The sequence below is a fragment of the Niabella soli DSM 19437 genome, assembly GCF_000243115.2.
In the GTDB taxonomy this organism is placed as follows: Bacteria; Bacteroidota; Bacteroidia; order Chitinophagales; family Chitinophagaceae; genus Niabella; species Niabella soli.
In genome coordinates this window covers 1,698,504-1,721,351 of the sequence record NZ_CP007035.1, presented here as the reverse complement: position 1 = coordinate 1,721,351, position 22,848 = coordinate 1,698,504, and the positions used below count along the sequence as shown (strand labels likewise).

The 22,848-nt window shown below is 46.6% G+C and carries 17 protein-coding genes; 7 read left to right on the top strand and 10 right to left on the bottom strand.

Annotated features, from left to right (window positions below; all coding sequences use genetic code 11):
- Positions 1-143 precede the first annotated feature (143 nt).
- The 4 genes from NIASO_RS07370 to NIASO_RS07355 form a co-directional block, all read right to left on the bottom strand.
- Positions 144-1,406 carry an oligogalacturonate lyase family protein gene (locus NIASO_RS07370; protein WP_008584762.1) on the bottom strand — a complete coding sequence of 421 codons (1,263 nt, stop codon included), beginning with the start codon at positions 1,404-1,406 and terminating at the stop codon, positions 144-146.
- A 26-nt stretch (positions 1,407-1,432) separates the two neighbouring features.
- Positions 1,433-2,962: a RagB/SusD family nutrient uptake outer membrane protein gene (locus tag NIASO_RS07365; protein ID WP_008584764.1), complete on the bottom strand. Its 1,530-nt coding sequence runs from the start codon at positions 2,960-2,962 to the stop codon at positions 1,433-1,435.
- Positions 2,963-2,982: 20 nt separating this feature from the next.
- Positions 2,983-6,195 carry a SusC/RagA family TonB-linked outer membrane protein gene (locus tag NIASO_RS07360; RefSeq protein ID WP_008584765.1) on the bottom strand — a complete coding sequence of 1,071 codons (3,213 nt, stop codon included), beginning with the start codon at positions 6,193-6,195 and terminating at the stop codon, positions 2,983-2,985.
- A gap of 734 nt (positions 6,196-6,929) precedes the next feature.
- A complete protein-coding gene (locus tag NIASO_RS07355) occupies positions 6,930-9,074 on the bottom strand; it encodes a hypothetical protein (protein ID WP_008584766.1) in 2,145 nt (714 codons plus the stop codon).
- 278 nt (positions 9,075-9,352) lie between these two features.
- Here NIASO_RS07355 and NIASO_RS07350 point away from each other — a divergent pair, with 278 nt between their 5' ends.
- Both NIASO_RS07350 and rhaM read left to right on the top strand, forming a co-directional pair.
- The gene (locus NIASO_RS07350) at positions 9,353-10,477 is read left to right on the top strand and encodes a glycoside hydrolase family 88/105 protein (RefSeq protein ID WP_008584767.1); all 1,125 of its coding nucleotides are present in this window, start codon (positions 9,353-9,355) and stop codon (positions 10,475-10,477) included.
- A 106-nt stretch (positions 10,478-10,583) separates the two neighbouring features.
- On the top strand, positions 10,584-10,898 hold the full coding sequence (gene rhaM, locus NIASO_RS07345; RefSeq protein ID WP_008584769.1) for an L-rhamnose mutarotase: 315 nt from the start codon (positions 10,584-10,586) through the stop codon (positions 10,896-10,898).
- Positions 10,899-10,990: 92 nt separating this feature from the next.
- Here rhaM and ctlX read toward each other — a convergent pair whose 3' ends face one another.
- Together ctlX and NIASO_RS07335 are read right to left on the bottom strand one after the other, a co-directional pair.
- Positions 10,991-11,902 carry a citrulline utilization hydrolase CtlX gene (gene ctlX, locus NIASO_RS07340; RefSeq protein WP_008584771.1) on the bottom strand — a complete coding sequence of 304 codons (912 nt, stop codon included), beginning with the start codon at positions 11,900-11,902 and terminating at the stop codon, positions 10,991-10,993.
- Between the two features lie 24 nt (positions 11,903-11,926).
- Positions 11,927-13,357, bottom strand: coding sequence for an arginine deiminase family protein (locus NIASO_RS07335; RefSeq protein ID WP_008584772.1), 1,431 nt, complete (start codon positions 13,355-13,357; stop codon positions 11,927-11,929).
- A 98-nt stretch (positions 13,358-13,455) separates the two neighbouring features.
- Between NIASO_RS07335 and NIASO_RS07330 the strand changes: the two genes are divergently transcribed.
- The 5 genes from NIASO_RS07330 (at position 13,456) to NIASO_RS07310 (ending at position 18,169) form a co-directional block, all read left to right on the top strand.
- The gene (locus tag NIASO_RS07330; protein ID WP_008584775.1) at positions 13,456-14,349 is read left to right on the top strand and encodes a DMT family transporter; all 894 of its coding nucleotides are present in this window, start codon (positions 13,456-13,458) and stop codon (positions 14,347-14,349) included.
- Positions 14,350-14,538: 189 nt separating this feature from the next.
- Positions 14,539-15,420: a PPK2 family polyphosphate kinase gene (locus tag NIASO_RS07325; protein ID WP_008584776.1), complete on the top strand. Its 882-nt coding sequence runs from the start codon at positions 14,539-14,541 to the stop codon at positions 15,418-15,420.
- Between the two features lie 132 nt (positions 15,421-15,552).
- Positions 15,553-16,554 carry a c-type cytochrome gene (locus NIASO_RS07320; protein WP_008584778.1) on the top strand — a complete coding sequence of 334 codons (1,002 nt, stop codon included), beginning with the start codon at positions 15,553-15,555 and terminating at the stop codon, positions 16,552-16,554.
- Positions 16,555-16,644: 90 nt separating this feature from the next.
- Positions 16,645-17,109 (top strand): DsrE family protein, encoded by a 465-nt coding sequence (locus NIASO_RS07315; RefSeq protein ID WP_008584779.1) that lies wholly within the window; start codon positions 16,645-16,647, stop codon positions 17,107-17,109.
- Between the two features lie 145 nt (positions 17,110-17,254).
- The gene (locus tag NIASO_RS07310) at positions 17,255-18,169 is read left to right on the top strand and encodes a molybdate ABC transporter substrate-binding protein (RefSeq protein ID WP_008584781.1); all 915 of its coding nucleotides are present in this window, start codon (positions 17,255-17,257) and stop codon (positions 18,167-18,169) included.
- Here NIASO_RS07310 and NIASO_RS07305 read toward each other — a convergent pair.
- From NIASO_RS07305 to NIASO_RS07285, 4 genes are all read right to left on the bottom strand, one after another.
- The gene (locus tag NIASO_RS07305; RefSeq protein ID WP_245605242.1) at positions 18,153-18,776 is read right to left on the bottom strand and encodes a TetR/AcrR family transcriptional regulator; all 624 of its coding nucleotides are present in this window, start codon (positions 18,774-18,776) and stop codon (positions 18,153-18,155) included. The genes NIASO_RS07310 and NIASO_RS07305 overlap by 17 nt on opposite strands.
- Positions 18,777-19,285: 509 nt before the next feature.
- Positions 19,286-20,179, bottom strand: a complete 894-nt coding sequence (locus NIASO_RS07295; protein WP_008584788.1) for an SMP-30/gluconolactonase/LRE family protein — start codon at positions 20,177-20,179, stop codon at positions 19,286-19,288.
- An 11-nt stretch (positions 20,180-20,190) separates the two neighbouring features.
- Positions 20,191-20,952: an SDR family NAD(P)-dependent oxidoreductase gene (locus NIASO_RS07290; protein WP_025298781.1), complete on the bottom strand. Its 762-nt coding sequence runs from the start codon at positions 20,950-20,952 to the stop codon at positions 20,191-20,193.
- A gap of 164 nt (positions 20,953-21,116) precedes the next feature.
- Positions 21,117-22,829, bottom strand: coding sequence for an IlvD/Edd family dehydratase (locus NIASO_RS07285; protein WP_008584791.1), 1,713 nt, complete (start codon positions 22,827-22,829; stop codon positions 21,117-21,119).
- Positions 22,830-22,848: the final 19 nt, after the last annotated feature.

The following is a 22,848-nucleotide window of genomic DNA, read 5'->3' as shown; positions in this document are numbered from 1 at the left end:
AATAGTCAATAGTCAATAGGTTGCTGCTTTCTGTTCCAATCAAAAAACCTCAGAAAGGAACGAGCATCGCATGATACTAAACTAATGCCCTTCTACATTTTTTATTCAATATTCCTTATTCTACATTCCCAGGGAATCCGCACCTAAGGAAACGACATTGATTCACTATTGACCATTGACGGTTTTATCTCTACTGCATAAATGTCTTCCTTTCCTTCAAAATTTGCCCGGAACAGGATCCATTGCTGGTCTGGGGTGAAGTGTACATTCGGTTCCAAGTGATAATTATGCTGTTTCATATTTACCAGCTTTTCTGCGTTAAAATGATCGCCGTTTGGAGTAAACAGATAGATCCATTTACCATCCGGGGCTTTTGCAACAGCATTCGGATCACCCCCATCGCCGGCAAATAATTTTCCATCGGGAGAGGAGGTAAAATGCACCGACCATTCATTTCGCTGCAACTGGTATTTGGTTTCTGTGCCGGTTGCCAGGTCGGTCCCGCCTACAAAAAAAGTGGCGCCACGCGGTTGCTGCAGATCGAACCAGATCTTTTTGCCATCTGCGCTGAACCATTCATGCCCTGCAATCTCCATCGGCATTGTTCTTTTGTGTATTAGTTTTACCTCTTTAGAGTTCACATTAATTGTCCAGATACGATCTACCTTATGCCAGGGACCTTCATGGCAGAACATTAACAAAGCCGGGTCGGTTGGGGAAAACTGAATGTGATTCAGCCAGGCCGTATCTGAAAATATTTTATCCAGTTTGCCGGTATTAATATTTACCGTAAACAATGTTCTGCGCAATTTTGCTTCGTAAATTTTATTGAAGTAATCGCTTTTGCTAGGATTGTTTTTGAATATCTGTTTCTCTTCATCCGTTGCTCTTGCCCCCGCCAGGAGTGTACCATCCGCATTGATAGTAGTGATGCTGGCCTTAAAATCTTCCGGAAAAACATAGACCAACCGTTCTTTTTTTGTGGAAAGGTTCACGGCAAACACACTGTCCTTTACCTGGTAAAAGGCCTCGTTTCTTTTTGCTGAAACGATTTCTCCCAGCATGGGGGCGGGGTGATTGGTCAACCGTTCCGATTGACGATTCTCCAGGTTCAACAGGTATAATTGCTTGTCGTTGCCAACGGCGTTATAGGTTTCTACCTTGGCCGCGCGGGGTGCATTTGTTTTTGCGCTGCTGTAATATACCATGTTATGACCCACAAATGGATTATTGTGGAAATAAAAGCTAAGGTTGTTGCGGCCATTATTGGTCAACCGCACTACTTTGTGGCCCGTAGCTTTGTCGATCCATTCCGCAGGCATGCCCGGCCCTGTTTCCAGTACGGGTTGTGCAAAGGAGGAAATGGATGTAATGGCTAATAAAAGGGGAAGGATCGTTTGTTTCATTATGTTGACAGCTATTGTTTATGAAATTAATTGTATCCGGGGTTTTGCGTATATAATCCGGGAGCGGTTAATAGTTCTGCTTGCGGCAGGGGGTAGATAACATAATTGGGCATTACCTGGTTTATGGTAGCTGACAGGGTGTCGCTTGCTATCCATGCGTTCATAGTGGTAACGGCCAACCCTTCGCGCACCAGGTCGTTCCAGCGCAACCCTTCTCCCAAAAATTCCCTTCTTCTTTCTTCCATAAGCAGCGGCAGCGTTACATCCGTTGTAAGGGCCGGAACGCCAGCCCTGGCCCGCACCTGTGCTACAATGCTGTTTACATCGGCCTGCGTGCCGGAAGCTCCATGCAGGATACATTCGGCCTTCATCATTAGCACATCAGTGTAGCGCATCACAATAAAGTTGACCGGCCAATCGGCCCGGTTGGTGCCCCTCCGGCTTACGTCGATATACTTTTTGATAAAAGGGCGGGTAGTGTCCAATGTATTAGGAGTGGAAGTTGACAATGCAAATCCATGTCTAATGGAAAAAGTATCTCTTATATCAGTTGCCGTTCCTGCACTGTTCCGGTAGGAGCTCAGCAGGTTTCTTGATACGTTGTAGGTTGCGGTTCCATAGCCATTGTCATAACTTGATAGTCCCAGTCCGGTCCAGTATGCGCCGGGAACCAACTGGCTGGGATAATCGGCCCCGTTACTGGTAGACATAAATTGTACGTCGAATAAAACTTCCGGATTATTTTCGGCAGTATAAGAGAAGATAGAAGGATAGCTAGCTGCAAACTTGAACCCCCCGTTAGTTATGATATCATTAAACAACGCCAGGGCTTTATCGTATTCGTTGCTGTTCAGGCCGGGACCTTCAATATTATACGTCGGTCCGGATTTTGTCAGGTACACCAATCCGAGTAAGCCTTCAGCAGCCCATTTGGTAGCTCGCCCTATATTCGCGCCCGAATAGCTTACAGGAAGATGGGCCATTGCGTATTGAAGATCGGCAATTATAAAGTTGTATACCTCTGATACCGGGCTGCGGCCGATAGTGGTCACCTCGTAGGTGGTATACACTTTATCGATAATGGGAAGTTTTCCATAAAATTTTACCAGGTTGAAATAATAAAAAGCGCGGAGAAAACGTAACTCAGCGGTAAAACGGGCTTTCAATGAATCATTGCCAATTTTATCCCCCTTTGTTGCCAGCGCGTCAAGTACATTGTTAACATTATAAACTGCATTGAAATTGTTATTCCAGGCGTTAACAATAAATGCCGTTGTGGTGAGGTTAGGGGAGAAGTTGTTGATGCCCTGCCAGTCGCGGTTACCGTCTGATGTTGCGGCAATATCGTCTGAGCGAAGCTCGCCCATCCAAAGTGCCTGATCCGGATAGGCTTTTAAACCACTATAGGCGCCCGTTACCGCTTGTGTGAAATCATTTGCATTAGTGTAAAAATTATTGGTGGTAATACTGGATACCGGTATCTGGGTAAGGTCCTTTGAGCAGGCCGTGATCAAAAGGCTGGAAATACAAATGGCGCTATATATAAATTTTTTCATTTCGAATATATTTTAAAAAGTTAGAAGGAAAGGTTTAGCCCGAAAGTGACTGTTTTATTCAGCGGCATCGATCCATAATCACCCGGAAGGGGGAAATTGCTGTCGCCGCTTACGTTAGTGTTTTGTGCTTCGGGGTTACCGCCGCCCTTATATTTATCTTTTCCGAAATAATTCTGCAGCGTTGCGTAAACACGGGCGCCGCTCATGACGCCTGTCTTGATCAGACTTTTTAAATTATATCCCAATGTTATATTCTGTATTCTCCAGAAATCAGACGAGTATAACCAGTCTGTCGTAAACAGCGGGATCGTATAGCTATAACTGATTTTTCCGCGAGGGGCATTATAATTCTGGTTATCGGCTGTCCACCGGTCGCTCCATACGCCCAACGTGGTTTGCCGTCCGTTAGCAGGATTGTCGATGGCACGTCCCAGGAAGGAGTAAATGGATCCGCCGTGCTGGCCGTAGGCCTGTATATTCAGGTCAAAGCCCTTATATCGGAACGTATTGGTGAATCCCCAGGTATATTTTGGTGTAGGCTGACCGGCAATAACCCGGTCATTGGCATCAATAATGCCATCGCTGTTCTTGTCATAGTATTTGATGTCACCAACGGTTTCCCCGGTTAGTTTCGCCACTTTAGGATTGGCAACGTCATCGGCCGTCAGGATGCCGTTTGATTTGATCAGATAATAGGAAAACATCGGCAAACCTTTTTCCAGTAAAAAGGGAGGATTGCCGCTATAGGCTGCTGAAATATTTACGGCGGCGTCGCCATTTAGTTCCACTACCTTGTTTTTATTAAATGCGATATTGGCGTTGGTGCTCCATTGAAAATCGCCCTTGCGGATATTTACCGAATTAACAGTAAACTCAATGCCCTGGTTCATTACGGCTCCAAAATTGGTTAGCATGGCGGTAAAGCCGGAAGTTGCCAGAACCGGCAATCTTAAAAACTGATCGGTTGTTTTCTTCTGGTAGGCGTCTACGATCAGGTTGATCCTGTTTTTTAAAAATGACGCATCAATGCCGAGGTTATAAGTGTTTGAAGTTTCCCAATGTAATTTGGGGTCGGATAAGCCGCTTATCGTTACGCCGCTGACTGCGGTGGCAGATGAAGAGCCGCCGAAACTATACGCGGTATTGGAGAAGGTTTGCTGGTTGGCATAATCCCCGATATTGGAGCTGCCGGATTTGCCCCAGCTTGCCCGTAGTTTCAGGTCGCTAAACAATGAACTATTCTTCATGAAGGGTTCCTGTGAGATACGCCAGGACGCCGCCGCCGCAGGGAAAGTGCCCCAGCGGGATTCTTTACCGAATCTGGAGGACGCGTCCCTGCGGATGCTACCCTGCAACATGTATTTATCCGCATAATTGTAGATGGCTCTTCCGTAATACGATAACATGGAGTTGTTGCTCTCTGTGGTATTACCGGTTACCGTTACACCGGCGGTGCTGGGTATGGCTCCGTTAAGCGTGGTTACAATGTCATTGGCGAAGCCTCCGGCGGTGCTGATGGTAAAGGTTTCCAGATGCACATAGTTGTAAGTAAAACCGCCCACTGCTGAAAGCGAATGATCGCCAAAGGTCTTGTTGTAGCTGAGGGTATTTTCATTTACAAATGTCTGCTTTTTATTGCCGCTATAGGAGCCGGAGGAGCTCTTGCCCGGGGCCGTCAGGTAGTTGGTGATATTACCCGCTACATAATCAGAAGTGTAGGTTTTCCTGTTTAGATTCTGGTCGTCGTAGTTGACGGTTGTACGCGCATTCAATCCTGGTATAATTTGCAGATCTGCATATACAGAAGCAAGAATGCGGTTGGTTTTTGAAAAGTTGATCGTATTATTCAAATAGGCGACCGGGCTTACAGAAGACGAGCTCCATCCATAAACACTATTTTTTCCGGCGCCGGTTGCGAGACCTGAGGTGTCTTCAGCGATCGGTGCCATCGAATACATTTTCATCAGGATATTATCTTTTCCCTCTGCACCGGGTGTTCTGGTCTCGGCATAAGAGGGGGCCAGGTTCAGTCCCATTTTTAATCTTTTGCTGGGATTTACTTCCAGGTTGGCCCTTCCTGAATAATTTTTGTAACCGGAGTTCAGCAACACACCATCCTGGTTCAGATAGGAGCCCGAGAAATAATACCGTACCGATTCTGTACCGCCGCTGGCGGACAACTGATAATTCTGGAAGGGCGCTTTTCTAAATACCTTGTCCTGCCAGTCAACGTAAGTTAAACCGGGATGCCCGGGTTGGGTCCAGCGATCATCTGTCATGTAGGTGTAGTTATTAGCGGTTGGCGCCAAGCCTAAAATTGTTCTTCTTTGAGCATTGGTTTGATCGGCTGTTCTGCCCGTGCCCGATGCTACCCACTTGGCATTAGCAAGCTCGGTTGCCATATCGACCCATTCCTGCGCGCTCAGCAGGTCGAGCTTTCTTGCGATCTGGCTGAATCCTCCATTAATATTTGCAGAGATCCTGGGCTTGCCGATCTGCCCTCTTTTTGTGGTGATCATTACAACCCCATTTGCCGCACGCGATCCGTATATGGCGGCGGCAGCGGCATCTTTTAAAACCTGTATGGATTCAATATCGTCCGGGTTTAAATTGTTCAGGGGGTTAGAGGTAAAGCCTCCGGCAGAGTTTTTGGCCACTACATCCAACGGGAAACCGTCCACAACATAAAGAGGCTCCGTTCCGCTGGATACCGAGCCGGTGCCCCTGACCACAATGCTCAATCCCTGACCAGGCATCCCCGTTTGTTGTTGCACCTGTACCCCTGCCAGTTGCCCGATCATTGCTTGGTCGATACGCGTCACGGGTTTTTCTTCAATACCCTTACCGCTCATGGAACTTACTGCGCCGGTTACATCTCTGCGTTTTGCAGTTCCGTAACCGATCACAACAATTTCGTTCATGGAGTTGGTGGAAGCTTTCATGGAAACCGTTAGCTGGGTTTGTTTACCCACTGAAACCTGTTGATCGTCGTAACCAACATTGGTAACAAGCAAAACGGCATTCTGCGCAGGAACAGTTATTTTGAAATTACCGTCTTTATCGCTGATCGTTGTGGCGGCGCTCCCTTTTACCTGGATGGTGGCGCCCTCCATAGGCTGGCCGGTATTGTCTGTTACTTTCCCGGTTACGGTTGCCGGGTGCTGCGCCTGCACCAGGGCGGTTAAAAAAAGCAGGAAAATAAAAAGCAGGAACAAACGTCTGTATTTAAGCATCTGTGTCATATAGCTACAATTACGAATTAAAAAAAATGTTGGATCTAAAGTACGTTCGTAAAAACGATCATGCATCCTGCTCCGTCCTGCGCAAACGTTTGCGGAACGTATTTTTTTTGTCACGGGTTTATTTGATTTTCCTTCGGTTTATCGCAAAAGACATTAGAAGATGGGAGGCTGACCAAAAAACCCGTTAAGAACCCGTTGTCGTTCTGAACTTGTTTCAGAATCTATTAAGAAGCACTCGCAAATTTAGACGCCGGATCATCCCGATGGCCATCGCATGCGCGTCAAGCTAAGCACGACATTCAATCTGCCGGAACTGTAACTACACCAGTATTTTGAGTCATTTCCGCACCGTTAGGAGCGTTGTGTTTATAGCAATCGCAATGGTATTTGTTCAGGCCCCATAGGATGCCCGTGTTTACACGGTCCCGCTGAGGCGGGAGAGCCGATGCGTTGCGTAGAGGATCATGAATACTATAAACACGCGGCGCTTACAGCGCCTGAATCGTGTTCCTTATCTTGACGCATATGGATGGCTATCGGGGGCATGACAATGAGGACTTTTTAGTCAGCCCCAGATGAACTCGTTCTTCTTTGATATTTTTTAATTGGAGCGGAAAGCAACAAGCACCGCGCCGCATCGCTTTTCAGGCTATAGTGGCAAAAGTGAATAGTCTTTGGGGAATTGATGTCGTCTCCAAGCATTACCGGCTAAACAATACGTGCAATCAGGGCATTTTCCGGAGCCCTTCCACTTTTACCTTCCATTGCCCGTTTTTGGGAATACCTGGCAGGGGGGTGGTCGCCTGGTCGTACCCCGCGCACATCATGGCAATGGCAGCCAGTAGTCCTCCGTTACCCGGCAGGTAAATAGTCAGCCGTCCGTCCTGGTAATTATGCCCGTTGGGCAAGTAGGTATTCGTTTGAATGTTCATCAGCAACGCATCAATAGCTTTGCCGGGCAAACCCAGCCGGGTGGCCGTCATGGCAGTCATCGGGAAATCCCAGCCCCATGTTTTTCTCCAGGTCCAGTTGTTCCAGATCCAGTCAAATGTGTGCCGCATTGTCTGCTTGTCCATCAGGGAAGTATACGGCAACATGCCCCATGCGCCGAACACCGAAGGATGATCCGTTCTGAATTCAGGGTTGGTATAAGAATCCGTGGCACTTTCCGTAAATAAGTATTTATCCCCCTGTTTGGGAAGGGGTGATAACCCTTGCAGCACTTTGTCCCATTGTTTATCACGCGGCAGGTGTAGCCGTTCCCGCCATTTTTGAGCGGTGCTTAATGCCCAATGCCAATAGACCAGCTCGTAGGTGGGGTTAAAGGTTTGTTCGGGTTTAAAGCGCTCCTGTGCGGGAATAACCCCTTTGCCTAAAATATAGCGGTGTTTTACTGAATCGTATACGGCAAATGAGGCCATGAAATCTGCCGTAGCAAAGACCAGGTCTTTGTATTTGTTGAGCAGTTCATTGCCGGGACGGGAGCGATAACAGAGCTCGGCAAAATAAATAAAATGCGGTTGTTGCCAGATAAGGAAAGCGCCTACAGAGGAAGGGCTTTCACGCCCTTCGTTGTCGGTCATCTTTTGCCATCGTACACCTTTGTATCCCTGCCGCTGTGCGATGGCCCTTGCGCCGGCGGAATTGTGTGCATACCAGGATAAACTTTTCTCCAGCAATTCGGGTCGCCCCCATAATGCAAAATGAATACCGTGCCACCAATGCATTTCCATATGGGGTTTGCCGAACCAGCTATTATAGGTTAAACCCGTTTCCTGCGGCGGATAGTCCCCGGCGCACTGGATCTTTGTAAGGTATTGCGACAATACGATCCTTCTTTCCAGTTCTGCCGCCCGGGGATCGGTACTGCCTGAAAAATCGATAGCGCCCCCGCTGGTCCAGAATTGTTGCCAGCGCAACGCGCTGTTTTGTTCTGTTGCGCTGAAAGTGGGAGGGGGTATGGTATTGCGCTGTTGGTCAAAACGGATGCTACATTCAAAACTGCCTGCGGCTGCAGGTTGCAGCAAATAATAATGTGCCTGTTTCTGAATGAATGTGGCTTTGCCCTTCCACAATGCAGAAAGATAATACGTGGTGGTGTCTAAACTATGTTCGATGATAGCGCTGTTGTTTTTTTTAGCAATAATAGCGGAATGGTGCTTGTCGTCATTGTTCCAGTTATCACCCATATCGGCCCAGTTGCCGGTGGGGTAGGGCAGCCGGATGCGGATATGCAGTCTTTTTTGTTGCAGCAAAGGGGAGTTGATCTTTACCGCAATGGCATCCTGCTTCTGGTGCCCGTAAGTAAAAACAGTGACGGGTACCTTTTCAATAGTAAAATAAGATTTGATGGCGCCGGTCCATAGGTTCAGCTCCTGGTGTATGTTTTGTATATCTGCCAGAGTTGCCAGGGTGCCATCTTTTTTTAAAATTTCCAGCCCGATATTCCCCAGTTGCAGGCGGTGCACATTTTGCCGGAAATAGTTTGCAGCTTTTCGATTTGCCTCAGGGCCACCGCCCCATTCAACGGCGTAGGGTACATCCCGCCCGTTTAAATGGTAAGTCTTTAGCGCGTCTTTGAATTGATAGTTGTTTACATTGGGAAAAGCATGCCAGCCCCACTCGCTCTCTGTTCCCAGCGGAACGCCTTTTTCATAGGCGTTGGGAAAGGATTGCAGGCCGGTTACATCAACAGTAAAAGCAAAACCTCCATTGCCGACCGATAAAGATGCCAGTGTATCGGCCTTATTTATTTTGATCGTATGGCGCTCCACCAGCGCTTTGCGGTCAATTGTAGTTCCGGGCTGTGCAAAACCAGCTATTGCCCCATTTAAAAAGAGCAGCAAAAAAAATAATCGGTAATAATTCATTGTATAAAGGAATACGCTTTTTATAAAGATCAATCGCCGGCAATAAAGATAAAACTTCCAGCCAACCAACAATCCTGCACAATCCTGCCCCGGATGCAGGACACTACAGGATGCGGGGGACGGGATTAATATGTATCATTGTGTTGGAGGAAGTGAATAGTCAATGGTTAATAGTAAATGGGTTGCGATGATGCCGAATATTCGATTTCTGATTGGCAATAGGGTAACCAGTAACCAGTGACTTATAACCGGAGTTCAGCATCCAAAATGAAAAAATTATGAAACGATTGTTGGTTTTTGTATTATTATTAAGCGCAACTACGGGCAATGCGCAAGGTACTTTATCCAAAAAAAAGATACTCGAAACAATGCGGCTGTGCAATGCCTACTTTATGAATAAGTGGCCTGATCCGGGAAAGCCGATCGTTACCAATAAAGAGCGCCCGAGCAATATATGGACCCGCGCCGTTTATTATGAGGGGTTGATGGCTCTGTATACCATCGACCGGCAGAAAAGCTACTATGATTATGCGGTAGACTGGGGTACGAAACATCAATGGGGGCTGCGCAGCGGCATTACCACGAGGAATGCCGACGATCAGTGTTGCGGGCAAACTTATATCGATCTTTATAAACTGGATAAAATGCCGGAGCGGATCAAAGCGATCAAAACCAGTATTGATAATATGGTGGCGTCTGATAAGAACGATGACTGGAGTTGGGTGGATGCCATACAAATGGCAATGCCGGTATATGTAAAGCTGGGGGCGCTTTATAAGGAGCACCGCTATTTTGATAAAATGTACCAGATCTATGCCTATACGAAAAATGTTCATGGCGGCAAGGGATTATATAATAAAGAAGAACATCTGTGGTGGCGCGATAAAGATTTTGTACCACCCTATAAGGAGCCGAACGGAGCAAACTGTTATTGGAGCCGGGGCAACGGCTGGGTGTTTGCAGCGCTGGTACGGGTGTTGAATGCCCTTCCCAAAACAGATGCGCATTATGCAGAATACCTGCAGGACTTTAAGGATATGGGCGCCGCTTTATTGCAGTGTCAGCAGGCTACCGGTATGTGGACGGTCAGCCTTCATGATACGAACCATTTTGGAGGGAAAGAAATTTCGGGGACAGCATTGTTCACCTATGGGTTTGCCTGGGGGGTCCGTAACGGGCTCCTCGACAAAAAGCAATACCTGCCGGCGCTTACCAAAGCATGGAACGCAATGGTTAAAGACGCGGTGCACCCCGATGGTTCATTGGGGTATGTGCAGGGTACGGGAAAAGAGCCTAAAGACGGACAGCCGGTTACCTATAATAGCAAACCGGATTTTGAAGACTACGGACTGGGCTGTTTCCTGCTTGCGGGAACGGAAGTGTATCGGCTGGCTGGGGAGTGAATTGTGAATAGACAATGGACAATAGTTTATAGTCTACGCGGGGCTTGGCATTATGCGTTTCGCGTTCCGCATTTAGCTCCAAAAATCAAAACCACTACATAATTATATGAAACGACTTGCATTTAAAATGAAACTCTTTAAGGGCCTCGAATCGGAATATGAGAAAAGGCATGCAGCCATTTGGCCTGAATTGAGTGCGCTGCTAAAAGAACAGGGTATAACGGATTATTCTATTTTCTGGGATAGGGAAACGAATATTCTTTTTGCGACCATGAAGATAACCGATCCGGCGAACCTGGATCAGCTTCCTGCTCATCCCGTGATGAAAAAATGGTGGGATCACATGAAGGATATTATGGAAACCCATGCGGACCATTCTCCGGTGTCTGTTCCGCTGAAAGAGGTGTTTTATTTACCCTGAGCAATAAGATATTTAATACAAAGAAACGGGAGAGCCAGAAAAAAAAGAGAGCTGCTCTTTATCCCATTGATAGTTTGTAAGCCACCATAAGGTTAATGCCGGGGCAGAAAGATCTCAGCTATCATACAACGCGCGCTGCCGCCGCCATTCTGCTCAATAGTGTTCAAAGGAGCGTGAAGGATCGGGTTAAAGGTCTCAATAACTTTAATTTGTTCCGGGGTCAATGAATGATACGCGCTGTCGGACATGATCAAAAAAGGTTCACCGCTATTGTTTTTTACCTGTAAGGCATTTCCGGCAAATTGTTCCATCTGGGCAATGCTGATCGGTATAATTTCCTTGCCGGCTTCTTTAAGCATTTGTAAGACTGAAGCGCGTTCTGCCGGATCGCGGATCGTTTCATCTGCAATGATCGCAAAAGTATCGGCAATGCACATCATTACATTGGTGTGATAGATGGGCGCATCCCTTTTGTCAACCGCATGAAACAAAACCGGTTTATAGTCCAGCATCGCGCAAAAATCAAGCAATACCTTTTTATCTGTCCGGGGGGATAAGCAGGCGTAAGCAATTTGATGCACGCGGTCCAAAACCATGCTGCCCGTGCCTTCCAGGAAGCGGTTCTCTTTTTCGTATCCTGTAAGATCAATAGTTGAGTACACGGTAAACTGCTCCTTTAGTTTATCGGTAACACCTTTGCCACGTTCTGAACGGCGGTTGGGAGCAAACATCGGGTACAGCACCATTTGCCCGTCGCTGTGCAGCGACATCCAGTTGTTGGGAAAGATGGCATCGGGGGTGTAGGGTAGCGGCTGGTCCTGTATCACCAGTACATTAATGTCCTGCGCTCTCAATACTTCAACGAACCGGTCAAATTCCTGTTGTGCTTTTTCATTCACGTTCCAGTCGGTTCCTTCTTTCTGAAAGGAATTATTAACGGCTGTTTCTTTATTGAACCCAAAGGCTATGGGCCGTATCATTAGTAAATGGGATGTCGTCTGCATTTGGTTTTCTGTTATTGCTGGTAATTAGTTGTCGTCGCGGAGCAGGGGCATGCTCATGCAATGGAAGCCCCCCCTGGCTCTCGACAATTCTGCCGAGGGGATCGTGATAAATACATTTTTCAGCGTGTTGGTTGTTTGGGTGCCGTTTTCCAGTTGCGGTAACAATTCTTTTACGTCAATAATGCTGAAACCCTCTTTACGGAAGGCTTCCAGGGTTTTATCATTTCTGTCGTAACCCACAACCACACCGTCCTTTAGCGCCAGCAGGTTGCAGCTATCGGTCCACTGCTCCCGCAGGTCGAAGGGGAATTCATCATTTCCGGAATGAATGATCTTTACTTTCCCTTTTACCTTCAGGTCTTTTTTACTGATATCAACCAGCAGGTCTTCCAGGCTGTCGAAATAGACGGGTTTCGTTATATCATTTTTTCTAAATTGTATAATGCTGGTCGCCGTTCCCGGTTGCTGCTCTTCAATGGCTTTAAGAATGGCATCGCCCAATGCAGCCTTTGTGCGCTTTTTTGAAAAAGAACCGAGCATCACCCAGATGTCTTTTTTTATTTGCGTAAAGATCGTGTCTATATGCATGTATTCTCTTTTCCGGGGGATCTGCACCAGTGAAACTTTTGTAACAATGTTCTTTTTGAAAAGCTGGGTAGCTACCTGGTGCGCCGCGGCCATGCTGGTGCGTTCACTAATACCTATGATAACATGGTTGCTGCTTACTACCATAACGTCACCTCCTTCCAGGGTAACATTATACTCGTCTGCATCTACGGGAAGCAGGAAATGGTACGGGCTATCGGCCAATTCAATGATCTTGTCTTTATACCCCTTAAATAAGGGATGGGTAAAGAAAATATATTTCATCAGCAAGGCTTCGCGTAGCCGGGCTTTTTTGGCCGGCTTGTTCAGTAAAATGTGGTCGTTGATCACAATCCCAATGTCTCTTGTAAAAATAAAATTGGGAACGGGGGGGAATAACATATCCAGGTTATTCCCCGTTCCACTGATAAATATTTTTGCAAGCTCTTCCGCGTCTTGTTTCAATAAGACCTCCTGGGTTTTATAGGAGCAGTTCTCAATAGCGCATACGGAGGCGACCAGCTTTTGTTTGATGGCGCTGTCCTTGAGAATATCCGATAGCAGCACCTGTATCTCTATAACGTTTTGAGAATTATGAAAGCCCTTTTTACCAGGTTTAAAAAAATCATAATTGTTCTTTGGCGCGTCAACCGTTTTTAATTTCCCTTTGATCAACAAAGGATCTAAAAAGTACAGCAGGAGCTTGGTATAATAATCGTACTCTTTTCTCCGTATGGTATCCAGGTGCACAATATCTTCAAAAAGCCAGTCCTGAGCTTTTGAGGGAATCACTTTGCCAATGCCACTGTCCGGGCTGTGCACCAATACTTTTTTCAATAACCCGATCTCCGAACTCACTTTTATTTTCATCAATATTTTTTTTATTGTAAGTTGCTAACGCTTGTTATTGACAAAAATACAGGAATGAATGCTTGCCGGCAAAGTAAATTAATTAGCTTGCGCTCCGGATGAAAAAAGCATTTTTACAACTACATATAGCGGTTTTACTGGCGGGGTTTACGGGCATCCTGGGAGAGCTCATTTCGTTGAATGCCGGCCTTTTGGTCTGGTACCGCCTGCTTATTACCGCGGTTACCTTGTGGGTGCTGATGAGCGTAACCGGAAAACTGGAAAAAATTCCTGTAAAAGAGGCGTTAAAGATCGGGGGGATCGGTTTTGTTTCTGCGCTCCATTGGGTGCTCTTTTACGCCTCTATTAAGTATGGGAATGTATCGATCGGCCTGGTCTGCCTGTCTGCCGTCGGTTTCTTTTCCGCCATTCTTGAGCCATTGCTCACGCGTCAGCCGATAAAAAAGGAAGAATTATTACTGGGAATATGCTCTGTGTTCGGGATCTACCTCATTTTTCATTTTGATGCACGGTTCAAACTGGGAATTATACTGGGTTTTATTTCATCTTTTTTTGCGGCGCTTTTTCCCATTCTTCTCAAATTTTCGATGAAACGTACCAATATGCAAACGGTATTAACCTGGCAAATGACGGGGGGATTGATCACTTTGTCTGCCATTATGCCGTTTTACCTGAAGGTTTTTCCGGTGGCTACCCTGCTTCCGTCGCTGACTGATTTTTTATGGCTGCTGGTATTGGCCTGGTTCTGTTCAGTAATCGCCTTCCAGTTTTCGATGAATGCGCTAAAAAAACTGTCTGCTTTTACCGTAAGTTTATCGTATAACCTGGAGCCGCTTTATGGCATATTAATGGCCTTTGTAATTCTCAAGGAAAACAAAACCTTAAACCAGGGTTTCTACCTCGGCTTTACCATCATAAGTCTTACGCTTGTTTTGCACGCCGTTTTATTAAAGCGGAATAACAGGAAGACGGCGGATGCTGTGGAAGCATAATAGTTTTGTTTACTTAAAGAGCGCACACATTTTTTTCTCACAGATTCCGCGGATTTTCACAGAGTTTAAACCCTTAATGTATTTGCGCGCGTGCCGCTGCATCACTGCATCGCCGCGGGAAAGTCTTTGTATCGTTGCGTGCAACTTAACAAATATTTTTTATCTTCAACCATCATCAATGATCGCTTTATGAAAAAAAACGCAAAAAAGTTATTTGCCGCCCGGAAGGATTTTAAGCTTGATAACTATCCAACCAGCATCGGGGATGAAATAAGCCCGGAAGAAGCAAAGAGCCGGCTAAAAAAAATACGTGTTGAGCTAAGCGCCCTGCAGGATAAAATGTATGCGCATAACAAATATGCAGTGCTGGTTTGTTTACAGGGGATGGATGCGGCGGGTAAAGACAGCCTGGTTAGGGAAGTGTTTAAGGAATTTAACGTCCGGGGCGTGGTCGTGAACAGTTTTAAGACGCCTACTACCCTGGAACTGCAGCACAACTATTTATGGAGGCATGCCATTGCATTGCCGGAGAAAGGAAAGTTCGGTGTATTCAACCGCACGCATTATGAGAATGTATTGGTAACACGTGTGCACCCGGAATATTTATTAAATGAACGGATGCCTGGGATAACTGCAGTAGCCGATCTGCCAAAGAATTTCTGGAAAAAACGTTTTGAGCAGATCAATAATTTTGAGCAACACATGGTGGACAATGGCACGATCCTGTTTAAATTCTTCTTGCACCTGAGTAAAAAGGAACAGAGAGATCGTTTACTCCGGCGCCTGGAGAAAGGAAAACATCAATGGAAATTTTCAGTGGGTGATCTGGCTGAACGGGAACGGTGGGATGACTATATGCATTGCTACGAAGAAGCCATAAAACATACCAGTACCGACAGGGCGCCCTGGTATGCATTACCTGCAGATGATAAAGATATTTGCCGGTATCTGGTGGCCCATATCCTGCTGGAAACCCTGAAAAAATATAAGGATATTGAATATCCGGCGGTCGGCGATGCAGTGAAAGCCAATGTTCAGCAATATAAAGCACAACTGGAACAGGAAGGATAAAACGAATGAGCACCCTTTTTGACAAGGAATATTATAGAAAATTGCGATAACCTGAAGTTATAGCCAATTGCTTTTCTTGATAACTTAAACGATAGTTTTGTGCGTAGATTTGTGATAGAAATAAAAAACAAGATGCGAGTATTCCTGGTTCCGGCTTTAATTTTCACATCCCTGGCAGTCATTGTATTGTTTGAGAACGGGTGTAAAGGCAATGATAAAAAAGAGGAGCAACACAAGACAGTTGCCGGCGGGCTGCCAACAGCTAAGGATACCATCTGGTGGGGATGGAATCATTATCAGATCCCCGATTATACCGCAACCGGAAAAGAAATTGCCTACGGCTATCAGTTAATTGCTAACACGTCTCATTACCTGGGTCCCAAAGGGACCGTGGCTGCCATCAGCAATGGAATGAACTGCCAGAACTGCCACCTGAATGGCGGGATCGTTCCTTTTGGAAATAACTTTGGCAAAGTTTTTTCTACCTACCCGCTTTACCGCGGACGTAATAACGGGATACAGGATATTTATATGCGGATCAATGACTGTTTTGAAAGAAGCCTGAATGGCAAACCGCTGGATAAATCTTCTTCCGAAATGCAGGCCATTTATGCCTATATAAAATGGGTGGGGGAAGGGGTGCCCAAAGGAAAGATCTATAAAGGTACCTCTCTTGCAAAACTGAAGCCAATGGATCGCGCGGCCGATCCCCTGAAAGGGCGCATTGTTTATGAGGCTAATTGCGCGCGCTGTCATGGAGCAGACGGGGCGGGCGCGCGCACTGCCGATGAAACGGGTTTTGTATATCCGCCGCTATGGGGCCAAAACAGTTTTAATGACGGCGCGGGTTTATTCCGGATCGGGAGCATGGCCGGGTTTGTGAAAAATAATATGCCGCTGGGCACCACGTATCAAAGTCCGCAATTATCAGATGCGGAGGCCTGGGATGTGGCGGCTTTTATTAACAGCCAGCCAAGGCCGAAGTTTGATCAAAGCGCCGACTGGCCTGTTTTAAGTAAGAAGCCGGTAGATATGCCCTATGGTCCTTATGTTGATAGTTTTTCGGAGCATCAGCACAAGTATGGGCCTTATGGACCGATACAATTGGCGCAGGCTGCTGTGCCGCATAAATAAAAAACGTTGATGCGGTTTTTTGATTACAGTTGCTTAGCATTTTTTGCAAAATTTAAACGGCGTTTGTCATAAACTTTTAAATTAAATACAATGAAGAAAATTTTACTGCTTGCTTTTACAATTAGCTTGGCTATGGCTGTTACTGCACAGGGGCTGACCCCGATAGAGAAGAAAAACAGCGCCGTCACCGGCGCGCAGGCAACAAAGAAAGTATACCATGTGATTTATCAAATGGATAACGGCGATCCCAAGATCATTGAAAAAGTACTGCGGAATCTTAATAATGCCCTGGAAGATCCAAGGCTGAAAGGGAAGTTGCAGGCAGAGCTGATCGCGTTTAGCGGCGGAACCGATGCCTACATTAAAGGGAGTAAATATGAGGCCGCATTAAAAAGCCTGGTGGAGCGCGGCGTTATCGTTGCGCAATGCGCCAATACATTGCATGAGCGGAAAATTGAAAGAGCCCAGATCTATCCGTTTATAGGGGTAGTGCCCAGCGGCAACGGGGAACTGATCCTCCGTCAGGCAGAAGGATGGGCGGTTATAAAGCCCTGAGGCACGACAATGGAAGCCGGGAAGACGTGAAGGCGGGAAGCTCCTGTTTGCTAATCGTTTCAGAACCGCCGCTTTAGCGCCATCCGGCGCTAATCAAATATGTTCCAGCCGGTCTCAGAACGGCGCTGCATTTAAAAACAAACAAATGAAAAGAATCCTGATCCTGTTGTTATTGAGTTTTAATTTCCTGGTTGACCTGAACGCACAGGAACATCGCTTTGATCCGCCCTGGAACAAGCCACCCGAAAGCAACGTACTATTTACCGTACCCGGCATCGATAATGTGCCGGACCTGTACGGAGATATTAATGATCCGCAATTAGTATTGTTTTTTGCGGGCAATCAATTTATGTGTATTGATGAGCTGCTGGCGGCATTTAAAAAAAAGCATCCGCAGTATACCCGGATATTTGCGGAAACGCTTCCCCCCGGAATCCTTGCAAAGCAGGTGGAAGGCGGCTCTTTAACGGTAGGTAATATGAGGATAACCCTAAAGCCGGATATTTACACGGCCGGCAAAACAAGGATTGATCAAATGGCCAATGCTTTTTCCGACACCATAGCGTATGCGTATAATAAACTAGCCATAATGGTACCAAAGGGAAACCCGAAACGGGTTGCAGGCTTAAAAGATCTGGCAAGGAGCGATGTTAAAGTAGCAATGCCCAATCCTGAATTTGAAGGTATTGGAAAGCGTATTGTGGCGGCCTATGTTAAAGCGGGCGGCGCAGCCCTGGAAAATGCGATCATGAAGGAGAAGGTAAGCAAAGGAACGACCCTGTTAACGCAGATCCATCACCGTCAAACACCTTTATGGATCCTTTATCAAAAATGCGATGCAGGACCGGTCTGGTATTCTGAAGCGTATTATCAGCAGTTGATCGATCATCCCATTGCATTGGTTGCGATCCCCGATAAAGAGAACATAACAGCAACCTATATGGCAGGCATATTAAAGAATGCACCGCATAAACAGGCTGCAAAAGACTTTATTGATTTTCTAAAAACTGCCGACGCAAAAGCGGTGTACCATAAATACGGCTTTACGACGCCGGATTAATTTTTTTTCCGGTTGCCTTTTTTGATTTTGCTGCCTCCGTATAACACCAGTTGATGATTTGGTCAATCGCATTAAGAATTTGATCTTTTCCTTCATGAGTAGTTACATCAATACTGCAGAACGTGTTTTTATTGTACCGCTTATGCAACACAATATAATACACCGCTGCGACGAGTAATGCGTTAACCGCACGGAAATTCACCGGTGTGCCGGCAAAATATTTATCCGAAAGTTGAAAGATACCTTCCCCAAAGCGTTCCCGCTCATCCACCAATTCGGAAAGCTGCCGGTTGTATTCACTCAGCTCCCAAAGAATGATGTTCTGCATTTCATTCGAACGCTCTAAAAAATCAAACTGGTTTTTAAAGATACCGCTCATCAGCCCGGGGGTAACATCCGTGATGGGGTTAGCCTTCAAAACATGATCGGTGCGTTTCCAAAAATCGTGCTCCTTGAGATAGCAGTCGATCAATCCGTTGAGGCTTCCAAAATAATTGTAAATCAGTTTTTTATCTACTTTTGCCCGGTCCGCTATCTTACTCACTTTTAGTCCTTTATGTCCTTCGCTCTTTAAAATAGCTCCCACTGCCTGTAGCAACTTTTGCATGGTTTTTTGCTTATCCCTTATCGGTCCCTGAATTTTCCTCGTTTTCATGTCTTTTCAAATACCAGGCAAAGATCATTGTTTTTTAAATTTGACATTTTTAGAAGAATTAAAAATCTTTTGGAGTTCAATTGTATTTTTATGAATTCAAAGGGTTTAAGTTTGATTTTTTTACCGGGTAACAGCCTGTTGATTCGGTTTTGTTTAGTAGCGGCCTTCAAAAGCACAGTCATAACTCACTGGTTGTTGAGTTATGAAATAAATTGGTTATTTTTGCAGCTTCGAAATTGCTGATGCTGTTGATGCCCTAAAAGACAATATCACTATTTTGATGTGCAATCGTGCCGTTGCTAGTTGAACATGAGCCACCAACGTGCTTCTGAGACGGTTTTTTACGGGTTTGATTACAATGGATATGCTCTATACCAATAACAAGTATGTCCATTTTTTTATTATTAACATTCCCCGAATGCTGCATAGAAGTGCCGCTTTAACCAGAAACCCCTTTTATATCAGATGGCCGGCAGAACATGTTTTGTTTGAAACCGGTTTGCGGGCATTCCCGTAAACCCCGAATTACTCCACACGAATAAGGCCCCGGCATGGGGCTGCGCGTTGTATTGATCGGGGTTGAGCCGGTCGCAGGCGGTGGTAATATAAAGATCGGATAAGGCAGGTCCTCCAAAAGTGCAGGAAGTGACGCGGGCAACGGGGAGCCGTACCGACAATAGTTGTGCGCCGGTTTCGGGATCCCAACGCGTAACCTGCCACCCGTCCCAATGAGCGATCCATAACATCCCTTCCTTGTCGATCGTCATGCCATCTGGGGCTCCTTCCTTTTCTTTTATGGTGATCACTTTGCGGGGATTGGAGATTTGTGCGGTGGCTAAATCGAAATCATAGGCCATCACAGCAAAAGCAGGAGTGTCGATAAAATAAAAGATTTTATTGTCGCTCGTCCATGCCATACCATTGGGAATAGTCAGGTGGGGAAGCATTTTCCTGAAGGTAAAATCTTCAGTCATGCAGAAAAGACTGCCAGCCGCTTTTTTTTCATCCAGCGCCATTGTTCCCAGCCAGAAACGGCCTGCAGCATCGCATTTGCCATCGTTAAAACGATTTGCTGTTGTTGCCGGGTAGGGCGGAGGCTGTTGAATAAAAGAATGTTTATGAGTATTGAAAATACCCGGGCCCTTTTGTGCCGCTACCAGCAGGTCATTGTTATTGCATAATGCGATCGCCCCCGTAAGCTGCCCGATAGTGTATGAAGCGTGCTTCCCGCTTAGAACGTTCAGCTCGTGGATAATACCCTTTGCAATGTCTACCCAATAAAGGATATTTTTTTGTTCATCCCATACAGGGCCTTCTCCTAATTGTGTTTTATGTTCACAGGCAATTTCAATCATTGTAAATAGCATTAATCAGGCTGGATGCCAACGCTTGTCCATCCGCCGTCGATAACTATATTTTGTCCATTGATATGTCTGGCGTTCTCATGCACAAGGAACAATGCGGCGTTGGCGATGTCGCCCACTGTTGCCGGCCGGCCCCCGGGGGTTATCTTTTTCCATACCCTTTCATAATTTTTATCAGCGGTGGTACGTTCGGTGAGCGTTGCGCCAGGGGCGATGCTGTTGATGTTGATACCGTATTGCGATAATTCGATCACTAAATTGCGCGCCAGCATTTCTAATGCGGCCTTGCTCATACCATAGGCCACCAGCCCTTTATGTGCCAGGTGACCGGTGACGGAGGACATAAAAAGAATGGAGCCGCCTTGCTGTTGCTTTTTCATCTGATTTGCAGCGGCCTGCGCCAGGAAGAAAGAGCCTCCCAAATTGGTCTGCATCACTTTAGCAAACGCTTCGGGCGTATAATCAAGAAAATTGCCAAACAAGGTGATTCCCGCATTGGCCACTACTATATCCAGTTGCCCAAAGGTTTCAATGGCGTACTGAACCATCCGGTTGATGATTGCGGGGTCACTGCAATCGCCGGGGAGTGCCTGTACCCGGCCAGGATATTGCTGATTGATTTGTGCTGTTGCTTTTTCTGACAACCCCGGCACCGCATCATTTAAAATAACCCCGGCGCCCTGTTCGGCCAGTTGTCTGCAGATCTCATATCCGATCCCTTGTCCCGCACCGGTTACGATCGCTACTTTATCTTCAAAGTTCATGCTTGTGTTATTAGTATTAAGTGAATCGTAAAAGGTCATTCCTATAGCCATTCGGAGTGAAACAGGAATAACCCGCGTTTATCGTTTCCCGGTACTACAGGTTCCTCTTGTAGTGAACGTGACAGCAGTATTTATAATACCCGTTCTCTTAAAAAGAGTATGTGTCAATGAGAATCTTTGGTAACCTCGCTGCCACTGCCTCCGGTTAAAAAATCAAGATCAGCCCCCAGGTGTGCCTGTTGTACATGTTGGGTATAAAGATGTACGTAGCCCCGGGGCGCCTCCATTGTTTGCGGTTGTCCTTTTGCTCTTCTTTTCTCCAGCTCTTCATCGCTAAGGTGCACGTGGATCGTCCGGGCCGGCACATCCAGTGTTATAATGTCGCCGGTCTTCAAAACGCTGAAGTTGCCTCCTGTGGCGGCTTCGGGCGAAATGTGCAGCACCACGGTGCCAAAGCCTGTGCCACTCATGCGTCCGTCGGAGATCCGCACCATATCGGTAATGCCTTGCTGCAACAATTTCCTGGGCAGGGTCATATTGCCTACTTCGGGCATGCCGGGGTATCCCTTTGGCCCTACATTCTTTAATACCAGAATGCTGGAGGCATCCACTTCCAGCTCTTCACTGTTAATTCGTTGTTTATAATCCTCAATATTCTCAAAAACCACGGCGGGGCCTGTATGCTGCAAAAGCTGTGGGCTGGCAGCCGAAGGTTTAATGACAGCGCCGTCCCCGCAAATGTTTCCCTTTAATACGGCCAGTCCGGTGAAGTCGGAAAAGGGTTTGTGAAACGGTGCAATCACCGCGTCATCATAACATTCCGCCGCTGCATAATTTTCGGCAATACTTTTTCCGTTTACGGTAAGTGTATCTTTATGCAGTACGGCATCCAGTTGTTTTAAAACCGCCTGCAGTCCGCCGGCATAATACAGGTCCTCCATAAAAAATTGCCCTGATGGTTGCAGGTTTACGATCAGCGGGATGTTTTTAGATAAGGTGTCAAAGTCGCTTAGTTCCAAAGAAACCCCTATGCGGCCTGCAATGGCAAGGAGGTGAATGATAAAATTAGTAGAGCCGCCGATGGCCGCATTGGTCATGATGGCGTTTTCGAATGCGTTTCTTGTAAGAACGGTGGATAAGGTGAGGTCTTCTTTTACCATTTCCACGATACGATAGCCTGATGCCTGCGCCAATACTTTTCGATGGGCGTCCACCGCGGGGATAGCGGCATTACCCGGCAGCGATAAACCAAGGGACTCTACCATACATGCCATGGAAGAAGCTGTGCCCATTACCGCGCAATGTCCCTGGCTGCGGCAAAGATCGCCTTCCATGGAGCGTAATTGTTCTTCAGTAACCGAGCCATCCTCCAGCCCTGCGGCCAGGCGCCACACCTCACTGGTGCCAATGCTTTTTCCCTTATGTTTTCCTGTAAGCATCGGCCCGCCTGAAACCACGAGGGTGGGGAGGTTCACGCTACAGGCTCCCATTACTAATGCAGGGGTTGTCTTATCGCATCCACAAAGCAGCACCACTCCATCAATGGGGTTGCCCCGGATGCTTTCCTCCACATCCATGCTTACGAGGTTGCGGAAAAGCATGGTGGTGGGCTTCATCAGCGTTTCGCCGAGCGACATTACGGGAAACTCGACCGGGAAGCCACCGGCCTCCAGCACGCCCCGTTTCACATATTCCGCCAGGTCTCTGAAATGGGAATTACACGGCGTCAGCTCACTCCAGGTATTACAGATCCCGATGATCGGTTTTTTAAATTCATGATCCGGGATGCCGTTATTTTTCATCCAGGACCGGTAAATAAATCCATCTTTCCCGGTACGGCCAAACCAATTGCTGCTGCGCAGGATTTGTTTATTCATATTTAAATACGATCGTTCC